The organism is Agarivorans sp. 2_MG-2023, assembly GCF_030548085.1.
GTDB lineage: Bacteria > Pseudomonadota > Gammaproteobacteria > Enterobacterales > Celerinatantimonadaceae > Agarivorans.
This window is the reverse complement of sequence record NZ_JAUORQ010000003.1, coordinates 387986-401058: the sequence shown is the minus strand read 5'-3', so window position 1 is coordinate 401058 and position 13073 is coordinate 387986. Positions and strand designations below refer to the sequence as shown.

7 protein-coding genes are annotated in these 13073 nt (G+C 44.4%); 6 read left to right on the top strand and 1 reads right to left on the bottom strand.

Annotated features, from left to right (window positions below):
- Positions 1-483: 483 nt before the first annotated feature.
- The 4 genes from Q4549_RS06875 to Q4549_RS06860 all read left to right on the top strand — a co-directional run bounded on the left by Q4549_RS06875 (position 484) and on the right by Q4549_RS06860 (position 8520).
- On the top strand, positions 484-2778 hold the full coding sequence (locus Q4549_RS06875) for a hypothetical protein (protein WP_303550509.1): 2295 nt from the start codon (positions 484-486) through the stop codon (positions 2776-2778).
- 126 nt (positions 2779-2904) lie between these two features.
- The gene (locus tag Q4549_RS06870; protein WP_303550506.1) at positions 2905-4797 is read left to right on the top strand and encodes a hypothetical protein; all 1893 of its coding nucleotides are present in this window, start codon (positions 2905-2907) and stop codon (positions 4795-4797) included.
- A 162-nt stretch (positions 4798-4959) separates the two neighbouring features.
- Entirely contained in the window at positions 4960-6291 is a 1332-nt protein-coding gene (locus tag Q4549_RS06865) for a glycoside hydrolase family 16 protein (RefSeq protein ID WP_303550504.1), read from the top strand.
- 135 nt (positions 6292-6426) lie between these two features.
- Complete coding sequence (locus tag Q4549_RS06860) at positions 6427-8520, top strand: carboxypeptidase-like regulatory domain-containing protein (RefSeq protein ID WP_303557113.1); 2094 nt, start codon at positions 6427-6429, stop codon at positions 8518-8520.
- Between the two features lie 186 nt (positions 8521-8706).
- Here Q4549_RS06860 and Q4549_RS06855 read toward each other — a convergent pair whose 3' ends face one another.
- The gene (locus Q4549_RS06855) at positions 8707-9996 is read right to left on the bottom strand and encodes a GGDEF domain-containing protein (protein WP_303550499.1); all 1290 of its coding nucleotides are present in this window, start codon (positions 9994-9996) and stop codon (positions 8707-8709) included.
- A 293-nt stretch (positions 9997-10289) separates the two neighbouring features.
- Here Q4549_RS06855 and Q4549_RS06850 point away from each other — a divergent pair, with 293 nt between their 5' ends.
- The gene (locus Q4549_RS06850) at positions 10290-11258 is read left to right on the top strand and encodes a MalM family protein (RefSeq protein ID WP_303550496.1); all 969 of its coding nucleotides are present in this window, start codon (positions 10290-10292) and stop codon (positions 11256-11258) included.
- Positions 11259-11655: 397 nt separating this feature from the next.
- Positions 11656-13008 carry a carbohydrate porin gene (locus tag Q4549_RS06845; RefSeq protein WP_303550494.1) on the top strand — a complete coding sequence of 451 codons (1353 nt, stop codon included), beginning with the start codon at positions 11656-11658 and terminating at the stop codon, positions 13006-13008.
- Positions 13009-13073: the final 65 nt, after the last annotated feature.

Genomic DNA, 13073 nt, shown 5'->3' with positions numbered 1-13073 from the left:
CTATAAACCCCAAAAAGAAAGCGCTTTCTTTTCACGGACTCTATTTCAGAATTGAAATAGAGGCAATGGAACGGCACGTAATTTTCTACATTGGTCACATTTGGTTGGGTTTTATGGTCTTTTTGGTTCTTTTTGCGTAGTTCCACGAGATTTTTTGTGTCTTTGTCATTCAATGCTTTTTATCTTGTTAGTCTATTTGTTGTGTTTTTTAGAGTTTATTTTGAAAACGCTTACTTTTCGTGACGCGCTTCTATTTTTTGTATTGAGCCTAGCAGTAAATCTGTACAGCTCAGCGTGTTTATTGTTTATTCGTAGCTGTGATGGCGGTGTAGCATTACGGATATAACAATGCTTTGGTGAAAAAAAGATGACTGAAAAGTCTTTTTTTAACCTCTTAAAAGTAAGCGCTTTCTTTTTTGGGAGGCAAAAATAATCCGTTTTTTAGTTAAAACATGACGTTAATAACTATCAAGGACACATGGAATGACTGTGACAAACAACAAATTTAAATTGGCTAATGCAGTGCTAGCTGCTGCTTTGGCTCTCGCTTTAAGTGGTTGCGCTGATGAAGCGGCGAATGATGAAACTCCAGCAAATCCCGTAGAGCCAACTGACCCTGTTGAACCTACTGATCCCGTAGGCAATGACCTAATTGTATTTAATAACGCGGTAAACCCTTTTTGGCCTGCATGGGACTGTTGTGGTGGTACCACGCCAACTAACCCCATTGAACTTAGTGACTACGGCATGGTGACCGAGTTTGCTATTAATGCTCAGCCTGCGGTTTTAGGTTTTGTACGTGATAGTGAACGTGGTGCTCTAGATGTGAGTGCGATGGAAAGCGCTGGTACTTTGGAGTTTGACTTTAAAATGACAGCCAGTCCAGGCGATGTTAACTGGGCATTTAAATTAGAAAGTAATGGCGGCATTCAAAATGATGCTGGCGGTGAAGAAGTTGAAGTAATGATCACCGCCCCAGTGTTAGATACTTGGCAACACATTAGTGTAAACCTAGCCGATTTAGCGACCCAAGGCTTAGACCTAAGTAACATTGATAACATCTTAATCTACCCAGCTTGGAGTGAAGGTGAGGGTGCAGTTTACCGCGTAGACAATGTAGAGTTTGTGGCAGACGGTAATACTACTGATCCGCTAGACCCAGCCGAGCCAACGAATCCAGATGCTGACAGCGGTACTAAGCTATCGCTTGATTTACCTATGACTGACTTTGGCGGTGCGATTACTGAGCTATCGGCTACCAACCCTACATTAAGTGACATTACGGCATTTAGCACTAGCGCTACCGTAATTAAAACCACCAAAGCAGCAGCAGCTGAAGATTGGGCTGGTACCACGTTAGGCGATACCTCAACCCTGGCAATCACTCAAGACCGCAGCATTATTAGCGTTTGGGTGTACTCACCGGAATCGGGCGTGCCAGTGCTACTGAAAGTAGAAAATGCCGACGACGACACGCAAACTGCTGAGGTTCGCGTTTATACCACGGTGGCTGATGCGTGGGAAAAACTGAGTTTTGACTTTACCAATGTAGCCGAAGGTACTCAGCAACTTAACCCCGAGTTTACCTTTAATAAAAAGTCTATTTTCTTCGACTTTTTGGTGGATGCCAGTGAAGACAAAGTTTTTTATTGGGATGACGTGACCTTTGTTGAACAAGAATCCACTACTGACCCAGTAGACCCAGTAGACCCAGTAGACCCAGTAGACCCACCAGCAGGTGAGTCTGTGGTTATCTTTAATGATGTGGCTAACCCAAGCTGGCTAGCGTGGGATTGCTGCGGTGGAACTACTCCTCCTGTTGTTACCGATAGTGATGCCAATTATGGAGCCGCCACCGAGTTTGAGGTAGTGGGTGAGCAGGTCAATGGCTTTAGTAGTCGTGCCGACCACGGTGCTACCGACGGATCACCTATTGATGCGAGTGCTTGGTCAAATGGGGGATCTATATCCTTTGATCTGAAATTGACCGCCGAGGGTGGAGCTAGCGATTGGAAATTTAAAGTTGAATCAAACGGTGGTACTAGTTTTGCCGAACTTAGCCTTGCTGAGCTGCCAGAACTAGATACTTGGAAGCATTACAGTGTTGATTTAGCAGCCTTACAAACAGCAGGTGTAGATCTTAGTGCGATTGATGTAGTGATGATCTTCCCTGCATGGGGAACCGGCATTGGTTCTAAATACTTGGTCGATAATGTTCAAGTTTCTTCCACCGGTGGCACCGAAGCACCGATTGCTGGCGATGACACTATGGTTACCATCGATGAAGGCATTGATTTTGAGACCAAAACCTTAAGTTGGGAAGTTTTTGAGAATGACGACAACCCAGTGATGGAGTTTGTTGCTAATCCCGATACGTCGGGCGTAAACAGCTCTGCTACGGTGGCTAAAATCACCGCTCGTGCAGCTGGCGCACCTTGGGCTGGCGCAGTGACTAAATCTGTAGAAGGTTTTGAGCTTAACGCCAGCAACAGCACCGTGAAGATGATGGTTTATAAAGACAAAATCAGTGCGGTACGTCTTAAGTTAGCCGCGGCTAATCAATGGGGAGCCGAAATTATCGCTAGCAACACTAAGGTAGGCGAATGGGAAGAGCTGACCTTTGATTTCAGTCAGCACCCAGAGTTTGCCGCAGCTGCTGCCCAGGGAAACATGATTGAAGTGGTTGTATTCCCCGACTTTGATGACCCTATCGTAGAAGTTCGCCCTGCTGACGCTGTGATGTACTTCGACAACATCAGCTTTAGTGCTCAACCGTAACTTTTCGTTGAGGAGCCGCTTTGCAAAGTGGCTCCTTCTTAAGCTGTCACCGAGAATGCGCTAAACGGATTCTCATTTTCAAGGAAAAATCAGGTTAATTGTTTCAATTTAACTGGTGGAAAAAAGATGAAAATATGTAGTTTAAAATCAATTTTGCTGGCCGCCATGTCGGTGTTAATGGTGGCGTGTGCCGATGAACCTCTTGGGGAATCGGGTGATCCTGGCACTGGACCGGGAACGGGCACCGAGCTTGCTCCTCAACCTAGCCCTGGCGATGTGTATCCAAGCGCGCTAAATGGCGATGTAATATTAGGTAATCCCGATTACTTAGCTATTTCTTATGGTGCTTGGCGTTCAACAGTGAGAGAAAGTGGTGCTAATGTCCCCACGGTTGATATGCATAAAGAAGACATGCAAATATTATCGGCCATGGGCATTAAAATGCTTCGCACCTACAACACTCAAGGCTTTATTGGTCTTGATGGTAAAAGTAATACCGAGAACTTATTGCAAGCCATATCTGAGCTGATGGCCGACGATGAGTCTTTTGAAATGTATGTGCAGTTAGGAGTATGGGTTGATGCCTTAAACTCTTGGACTGATCAACAAGTCATCCATGACCAAGAAAATCCAGAAAACGCCTTAGAAATGGCCAAAGCTAAAGCTCTTGCGCTAGCGTACCCAGAGATCATTAAGGTGATTGCTGTAGGTAATGAAGCAATGGTTAACTGGGCTGAATACCATGTAGTACCGGGCATTATTCTTGGCCACGTTAACGATTTACAGCAATGGAAATCTGAGAATCCATCGGTGGCCAATATTTGGATTACCAGTTCTGATAACCACGCCGTTTGGGCAGGGATCGACGACAGTGCCAATATTGGTGAGCAAGCTGATCTTATCGCACTTATTGAAGCGGTGGATTATGTGTCTTTGCATACCTATGCGCACCACGACACCCTATACGACCCTACTTTTTCAGCTGATTGGAAAGTACCTGCCAACGAACAAGACTTAAGCGTGCAAGAGCAAGTTGATTCAGCAATGGAAAAAGCTTACCAGCATACTTTGTCGCAAATTAAAGTGGCACAAGACTTCATCAATGGCATTGATTCAAGCAAGCAAATTCACATTGGTGAAACCGGTTGGTCTACGGTTTCAAATGAGAACTTTGGTGCGGGTGGCACACAAGCGGCTGATGAATATAAGCAAAAAGCCTTTTACGATGCGATGCGTACCTTTACCAATGAATTTGGTGCATCGCTGTTTTTCTTCCAAGCGTTTGATGAGCCGTGGAAAGGTGATGAAAGTAACCCTAATCATTCAGAGAAACACTTTGGTTTAATTGATATTGACGGCAACGTTAAGTATTTAGCCTGGGATAAAGTCGCGGCGTTAAATAGCGCAGGTTTAACCCGTGGTGATGTATCGTCGTTTACTGCGAGTTTTGGTGGCGATTTCACTACTTTAATGGCCTCCATTTTACCTCCTCCTTACGCTCCTGTTGTTACTCCTCCTGAAGAGGGTGAGTTTGTTGTGCTGAGCACTGCTCTGTATGAGGGAGCTGTTGCCTATGGTTGGGATAGCCCAGCTACCGCATGGGCGGGTGTTGATGACGCCACCGGCGTACTTACTATTGCTTCAGATCCTGCTACTGCCAAAGATTGGGGTTGGGGCGCTGGGGTAGGTATTCCAGGAGAAACTACAAACCTTTCAAGTTCTACGCAGGTTACGTTTGAAATTAAAGGCGATGCCGCTTATGGCTTCTACCTTGGTTTCCAAACCACTGCGTCGGGCGGCACTAACCATTGGGTACGTTTTAACGAAGGCCAAGGTTATACCCTAACTGACCAGTGGGTTGAGCATACTATTGATTTAAGTAGCTTCTCTAATTTTGCTGCTGCCGATCTAAGTGTGGTTAATTCACCGTTCACGATTGCGGATCTTTATGCTGAATCAGGTGGCAGTGCGCCAACCCTAAGCAATATAGAGATTCGTAACATCTCTTGGTTAGAGTAAAGCGCCTCTAACCATTAGCTAGCGTACCAGTCGTTAGCGCGTAAGCCAGAGGCGATGATTAAACCTGTTTTATCATCGCCTTTTTTATATCTCACCGTTTCGCCCAGTAGTGTTCAGCTGCGCAGCGGATCGGGTCAGCTTAAATCAAGGATAGTGAGCAAGATGTTTACTCAAGCACATGCAATTAACGGCCTTACTGTAACTAAGAAAACAGCAATGATGGCTGGTTTGTTTTTTGCCCTTACGCAGTCAGCCTCAGCTGGCTGGGAAGTACAGTGGATAGATTCTTTTGAGGGAAGCCGAGTAGATTGGAGTAATTGGACTGCCCAAACGCAGGCCAATTATAACAACGAAGTGCAATGTTATACCGATGATGATTATTCCGCTGCGCGTAACTATGAGGTATCGGACGGTACCTTAAAAATCATCGCCCGCAAACAAACGCAAAATTGTGCCACCTTAGGTGGGCAACAAAAAACCTGGACATCTGGGCGTTTAAACTCAAAAGATAAGCAAGAGTTTCTTTATGGCCGTGTTGAATCAAGGATCCGTTTCCACAACCTAGAAGCGGGTACTTGGCCAGCATTTTGGATGCTAGAAAACCGCATTTCTGAGCAACCCCTTAAAGGTGATGGTGATAACGTAAATTGGCCCAATGTAGGCGCAGGTGAAATTGATGTATGGGAATGGTTCTCTAACGAGCCTAATACCTATATTACTAACTTTTTTAATGTGTCCAGTTGTGGTGAAGAGCACCGTTACAGTTATCCAAATGGTGGTTCTGATGTTCTTAATTGGCATAAATACGCCATGGAGTGGACTCAAGATAAGATTGATTTTTATGTAGATGAAATCTTAGTGGTTAGCCAAGATATTAGTGGCTGTAGCCAATACCAAGAGCCTATGTTTGTATTGCTTAATCTGGCCATGGGGGGCAACTTAGGCGGCTTTATTGACCCTAACTTGCAGCTGGCCACCATGGAAGTTGACTATATTGCCCATTGCCAATTGAGTGATAGTAGTGATGCTAGCTACTGTGATGAAAATGCACCGAGAGCAAATGATTCCGAACCCAATGATAGCTTAGCCAGTGTTGAACTTAGCTTAACTCAAGGCGGTGTTGATACGCGCTTGGTTAATCCCGCTGGTGGCCTGGTTACAGTAACCGCAAGCATAGAGCAAGGTGAAGAACCTTTAGACAACTACAGTTTATATTGGCAAGCCGATGAACTGCCTAGTCCGCAGATGCAAGGCACTACTTTGCAGTTTGAACCCGCCTCTATGCTTGATGGCAGCTACTCCCTGCAAGTGAGTTTAGAGCACAACTCCAACAACCAATTGACAACTCGCGATGGCTTAGATTTTACCGTACAAGCCACTACTAAGCCGTCGGATCCTCAATCAGACGGTGACTCGGGCGGCGGTAGCTTCGGTTTGATAAGCCTGTTTAGTTTGGTCAGCTTGCTGTTTATCCGTAGAAAACACCTCAAATAAGCGCTGATTAAAGCGCAATTCCACTTTGTTGGTTAAGTCCTAAGGGCTTAACCAAGCTTTTTTTTGCCTTGCTGTCCCCAACCGGGTAGGCACTTTTGTACCTGAAGTTCATTATAATTAATAAGGATATTAGTGATGATTGAAATGCTTAAAATGTTCATTTTGGCCGTATATTGTGCCTTACTGATTGGTTGCGGAGGCGGCAGTAGCGATGGTGGTTCCACGTCCGAACCAGAAGATATATATCAAATTACTGTTACCGTGGTAGATGCCAATAGTCAGTTACCCTTAACTGATGCTCAGGTAACGATAACCGATCAAGTTCAAGATAGTGATGCTGAAGGTAAAGTACGTTTTAGTTTAGCCTCTGACAGTTATTTACTCAGCGTGAGCTTGGCGGGTTATCAAGCTCACCAGCAAGCCATTGAGATTGGCGAGCAAGATGTAAGCTTAACTCTTAGCTTAGAGGCGTTGCCTACTGTGAGTGGACCTTTATACGTTTTTCATTCCGATAACGATAGCTCTTACAACATTGAACATTGGGGCGATAATTGGGGCTCTGGCAGTGTAATAAGCGATGTGACGGACCCAAATATAGGCAAAGCCCTTAATATTACGAGCGGTACCGTTTGGGGAAACAAGGCGGCTATTGCTTGGGGTAACGAACCCGAAAACGCGGTAGCGATTGGTGCTTATACTCACCTCAAATTTAAAGTAAAAGCTAACTCATTTACCGCAGTAGAGGTGGTATTACAGGGGCCAAATAATCCAGAATCTAAGATAGCTTACGCCTTGAGTACTGGCGCGCCATTAGATGATGGGTGGCTAGAAATGGAAGTTCCTCTACCTTATGGCTTTAGTCAGCTCACTTGGCTTGGATTGATTTTCGATAGTGCGAGTAATGACAGCTTACAGTTAACCGATATTTACTTTCTAAGCCAAGAGGTGGTGACGAGCCAGCCAAGCGCTGCGGCCCCCCAACCACCTGCGTTAGCAGATAACGAAGCAGTGGTTATTTTTAGCGATAGTTTACCTCAAGATCATTATGTATCGGTATGGAATGCTAATTGGTGGAGTGCGCCATTTTACTCTCCTGGGGCAATAGATGATAACGATTACGCCCGTTATGAGATTGCTGGTTTAGGTGTTGAAGGCGGTGTAACTGGGATTGAATTTGGCATTGAAAATGGCAGTGTTGACGCCTCTTCTCACGTGAATATGAACTTAGATATGTACCTAGAGACGGGCATTAGTCGTATGGAGATCCATCTAGTCTCTAATGATGGTTCAGCCTTATATACCGTAGCCTCGCCGCAAACCGAGCAATGGGTGTCTTATCAAATTCCTTTTGCCGCTATGCAAGACGCTGACGGGGACGGCGATGGGGTGCTCAATCCTGCAAGTTTAACAATGGCTGGAATTAAGTTGTGGGGAGAGCAGGGCAAAGCCGTATTCTTGGACAACCTCTATTTTTCAGGCCAATCAAATGTCTTTGAATTAGCAGTAACAGTATTGAACCCGTCTGCTCAAGCGATCTCTGGTGCGCTGGTTACGGTGGGAGAGCAAACTGCAACAACCAACACCAGTGGTGTAGCTTATCTCACGCTTGCAGAAGGCGAGCATAAGGTTAAAGCGGATGCCAGCGGCTTTGGCGCAGCACAACAGAACCAACAACTATTGGGCGGAGACGCCACTCTAGAGATAGTACTAACAGCAGAAAATCCGGCTCCAAGTGTTGCCGCAGATAATCCAAGTGTGAGTGATGAGGATGTATTGGTTTTGTACAGCGATAGCTTGTTGGTAGATAAGCCGATCTCTTATTGGTCTGATAACTGGTGGAATGCGCCAAGCTATAGCGAAATACAATTAGCGGGCAATAATGTTGCGCGTTTGCAGATAATTCCTGATGGGGTGGAAGGTGGAGTTACAGGTATTCAATTTGGTATTCAAGATGGAGTGCTTGATGCTTCAGCGATGACCGGTTTACGTTTTGATATGTATGCCACCCGTGGTCTTAGCCAAGCAGTATTTCAAGTGGTTTCGGCGACAGGGCCAGTCATTCATACCATGTTGCCGGTGGTCACCGAGCAATGGGTCAGTGTTGAATTGGTATTTACTGACATGGTTCAACCAGGATCATTTGATGCCGCTAGTCTGTCGCAATTAGGTGTGCAGTTATGGGGAACCACTAGCGACAGTGTGTATTTAGACAACATTTACTTCTACTAAATACTGAGGCTGAATTGGATAAAAGGAAGCCTATGCTTCCTTTTTCACTGCTTGATATGGTGAGTCAAATGATAAGAGTGCTGAGCCAGATAAAAGAGTTTGGTGTTATTTCATTGGGCTCTTTCTACACATTCATTTAGCGCTACATTATCTTGAGCGGCTCAGAAAAACATTAACAAGGGAGGCTTAACTTAACTCAACCCGGTTTCGTCCAGCTGTTTTCGCTTTGTATAAGGCTTCGTCGGCCCGCTTAAACCAAGTATCTATGTTTGCAGAGTTCAACTGTGCCACACCAAAGGAGCTGGTAACCTGGCCTTGGTGTATGAGCTGACTATTCGCTATTTGGGCTCTTACATTCTCGGCTAATACACAGGCTCCTTGTAATTGGGTATTGGGGCAAACAATCACAAACTCTTCGCCACCCCAACGGGCAAATACGTCTTGATCTCTAATCATCTCAGATACTTTTTGGCTGATAGATATCAATACTTGGTCTCCAGTATCGTGGCCATGCTGGTCATTTATCAGTTTGAAGTGGTCAATATCAAACATGATTAAACTGGCTGCTTGAGAAGAATGAGAAAACTCGCTCATTAATTTAGATAATGACCCACTTAAGCCAGCTCGATTAAGCAACTTGGTTAATGGATCATGCTTGGCCATCGTTTTGTATTTATCGCGCTCAATACTTAGAAAGCTATTGATTTTATTAAGCTCTTCAGCTTTGCTTTTAGATGTGATGTATTTGCTATGCATTTTACCGGCAAGGTAAATGGCGTGTACTATGATGCTTGCTATCCACAGTGAAAGCAGTAAAAAGTACAAGTCTTTAGCATTGATCCATTTACCACTAAAGCTAAAAGCATGTAGGGCTATCTCAAGGTCTTTGAGTGAGCGGCTGTCACCAGTGGCTATTTGTAAATATTCTACGTTGTCTAGTTTGGCTGCAGTGTCTATGTTGAAGGGTTTAGCAAATACCCACCACGAAGGCACATAAAACTGATTTAGCGCTAAGCGATATTGAGCGCGGCCAATCGTAGGGTTAATAGCTTGAATATTGGCGCGAGTATGACTGATTTTATCGACGCCGTTGGGTAAATTCTGCTCATGATTGAGCAAGTAAATCAGCACTGTATCGCGCTTTAAATCAACGGTGGTTAAGTCTATGTTTAAGGTGTCGAACTTAGAGAGGTCTGCATATTGGCTTTGTTTTGAGGCCAGTGGTATCAGCATGCTACAAAAAGGGAAGGTATTGGAACTGACTGTTTTGCAGCGCAGGCTTAGGCTGTCGTTTTGAGTAGAAATAGTGCCAATGGATGCTCCGCCGTTTATGTCATCGTTAAGCAGTGTTGCATCAACGCGCTGATTAACCGGGTAGGTGAGAGTGATATCCATACCAAATTGTTGCCATAACATAAGGCTTATGGTGAATATCACCAACAAAGGGTAGTAGATCTCTTGTCGACAAACCTTCATTACAGTGATGCCTCATGGTTTTGTGTGGAGCATATTGGCGTGAGTGTGACCTTGTAGGTAGCTCACAAAATGTGCTTTTGGTTCATATTTGCCTTGTATTTACCTGCAGAATTATTACATTGATAAAAAGAAAGCGCTTACTTTGCTGTGTCGAACGTGAACTCAGTCGGTATTTTTACTAAGAAATGCCAAGTTGCACACATTAAAAAGCAATAAGCAGCGAGGGTGTATTGGGCTTTGAAGTCCCATATAGTTTACGCTGGCGGGTATTGCTAGAAACAAAGGGAATAGTTATGAAAACCATTTTGGCCGCGAGTATGATGTTAGCGTTAGCTGCCTGTAGCAATCAAAACATGGTGGTGGACTATGGCACCGACGATACTAAAGAGATTCAAAAGGTGTCTCCAGAGGAGGGCTATGCAGCCTTAGCACGGGCACCGATCTGCTGTGACTCCTTAACGCAGTTCGATTACCAGTTAGTGACAGCACCAGGTAAGTTAGACTTCACTATTACCGCGAGTGACCCGGTATTTAGCTTTAGCTCTGGCCGCTCATTTGTTAAGGCCTTTGAGCTGCCAAACGCGGTGGGGGCCATAAATATTGATGTATCAGCGCCTATTGTAAATAGTGTGTTTGTGCCTTCTATCTTAGTGCTTGATGAAGAGCATCAACCTTTACAATTATTTGATAGCAATACCATTAAATATGACTCCAGCTCAATTGTTACGGTAGATCGCTACTATGGCAATATTCTGTTGCCAAGCCATTACGGCAACCAGCAAAAGGCCAAGTATCTATTGGTTTTTACCACTACCGAAGCAATGCAGCAGCAAACTAAGTTGACCCCACCAGACAGTAAGGCGGCTGAAACTGGCAGAGTTGATGTGAACATGAAAATTCATATGAACAAGCCAATACCGCATACGGCTATTGGCGCGGCTCGCCTCGCTTTTGATTATATTCCTGCAGGGCAGCAATCTGCTGAGGCCGTTGCAGCGGCGGCGGTGGTAGCTACCAGTACTCGTGCCGTAACCATTGAGCCTAGCCAATCGAGTGTTGATAGCATTTCCGCCAATTCTGCGACGATCAATACGCAGATCTCTACCATAGAGCCAGAAGTGGCGGCAATATTTGAGCAACTGATTCAGCAAGCAGTGGCCGATGGAAACTATGATAAAGCTTTAAAAATTGTTAAAGACGCTGAACAAGCAGGTTTGATCAATGCCAATGAGGTTTTTGTTAAGGCTGTAAAGGCACAGTAAAGCGCAGTTAATCCCAATCTCCACACTCTAGTTAACCGCTTTCGACAGTTAACTAGAGTGTGGAAATACTACAAAGCTCTCAACTTATCTCTTTTAATTACTCATCTAAATCACCCTAAGTCATTGTTTTAATTTTATTAATGTTCATTTAAATATAAATAGTAAGCGCTTTCTTTTTGTGTGGAAGGGGTCACATTATGTTTTTTACTAAGTATTTATACTAAAAATGAAAGTTTTTTAATGTGTTTTTACTGGTCTTTGCCTCAATGAGCCCTCTTAAGGCGGCTTTGTGAGCTTAGTGCATTGGAGATTTTCATTTTTTTGGCCATAAAAAGAAAGCGCTTACTTTTTTGATGGTTGTTTTATATGGAAAATACTGACTTTTAATGGAGTTAAAATGAAATTGTCTAAACTATCGCTTGCATGCTTAGCCGCAGTGTCTAGCTTGTCTCTCTCTGGTGGTGCCAATGCGTCTACCGAAGGTTTTGAGTTTCATGGTTACTTTCGTGCTGGGCTGCTAACAAGTGCTGAGAACGATTTTAAAAAAGCCAACTTTGCTGGCCAAAAAGAAACGCTTGGCCGTTTAGGTTTAGAGGCAGATAACGATGCCAGCCTTAACTTTGCGAATACCTGGGCCTTTGACGACGGACGCTCGGTAAAAGTAAACGTAGGCTTGGGAGACTATGGCCAAGAGAGTTCATTAAGCGCCAGTGCTGATGCCTTCCAAATGGGTTTTGGCCAGTTGTTTATTGAGTTTGATGGAATGTCTTCTAGCGGCGTATTCTGGGGTGGTAAACGCGAATACGGTAAAGATAACTATATCTTTATGACTGATTTTTTCTACTCAGATATGTCGGGTACAGGGGTAGGTATTACCGGCTATGAAGTGGGCGATGCTTTACTTGATTTTGCATATATTGCCAGTGACCGCGTTGATCCAGATATCGACCGTTGGGCAACCGATGATGCCGGTAACTTAGAAAACCTAAACAACATAATGCATGCCTTTCAGTTTGCCGTGACTTATGGGTCTTTAGAGCTGTCTGCAATGTATAAAACCATGCCGGACAACTGGGATTACGATGGTAAAGAGTGGGCCGAGACGGGTTACGATTTAACCGCGATTTATACGTTAAATAGTTTCTTTGGTATTCCAGGCAATGGCTTTTCTAAAATTATTGCACAAGCTGGTAGAGGTTTAGGTTCAGGCAACTTACTTGCGGGAACAATTACCTCATATAACGCCTACCACCCTGGTTCGCAGTTTCAAGGTGAGCATCCAGACTGGACGTGGAGCAACGCTTCAGGCGGCGGTGATGCTAATCGACTGTTGACCATGGTTGATGAAAAAGATACTTCTGCACGTTTGTTGTTATGGGGTGGCTATACCTTAGATAACGGTATTGGTTTCTTCCCATCTATCCAAGCTCAGTACAACGACCACCATGAAAATGACTTAGGTGATTACGATTACTGGATCTCGGCGATGGTTCGTCCAACCTTCCCTGTTAGTGACCATTTTTATGTGCAAGGTGAGTTAGGTTACGTACATAACAACTGGAGTGGCGCAACGTCTAATCAATCGAAAATTACTGTAGCACCAACCTTTATTCTCCCTACAGGTATGGGGCCTGCACCAGAAGTTCGCTTCTTAGCTACCTACTTACCTAAATCTTGGACTCACACTAATGATTCTGGTGAATCTGACAGTGATTTCATTGTTGGTTTCCAAGCGGATGTTTGGTGGTAATCGCGTAAACATGGCCTACTGATTTTTGTAGTAGGCCGCTAGCAATTCATAACGTTTCCTTTCGT

Bases quoted from the DNA above. Each gene is read 5' to 3' on its own strand.
- Q4549_RS06875 (WP_303550509.1), top strand. From the start codon at position 484: ATGACTGTGACAAACAACAAATTTAAATTGGCTAATGCAGTGCTAGCT.
- Q4549_RS06870 (WP_303550506.1), top strand. From the start codon at position 2,905: ATGAAAATATGTAGTTTAAAATCAATTTTGCTGGCCGCCATGTCGGTG.
- Q4549_RS06865 (WP_303550504.1), top strand. From the start codon at position 4,960: ATGTTTACTCAAGCACATGCAATTAACGGCCTTACTGTAACTAAGAAA.
- Q4549_RS06860 (WP_303557113.1), top strand. From the start codon at position 6,427: ATGATTGAAATGCTTAAAATGTTCATTTTGGCCGTATATTGTGCCTTA.
- Q4549_RS06855 (WP_303550499.1), bottom strand. From the start codon at position 9,996: ATGAAGGTTTGTCGACAAGAGATCTACTACCCTTTGTTGGTGATATTC.
- Q4549_RS06850 (WP_303550496.1), top strand. From the start codon at position 10,290: ATGAAAACCATTTTGGCCGCGAGTATGATGTTAGCGTTAGCTGCCTGT.
- Q4549_RS06845 (WP_303550494.1), top strand. From the start codon at position 11,656: ATGAAATTGTCTAAACTATCGCTTGCATGCTTAGCCGCAGTGTCTAGC.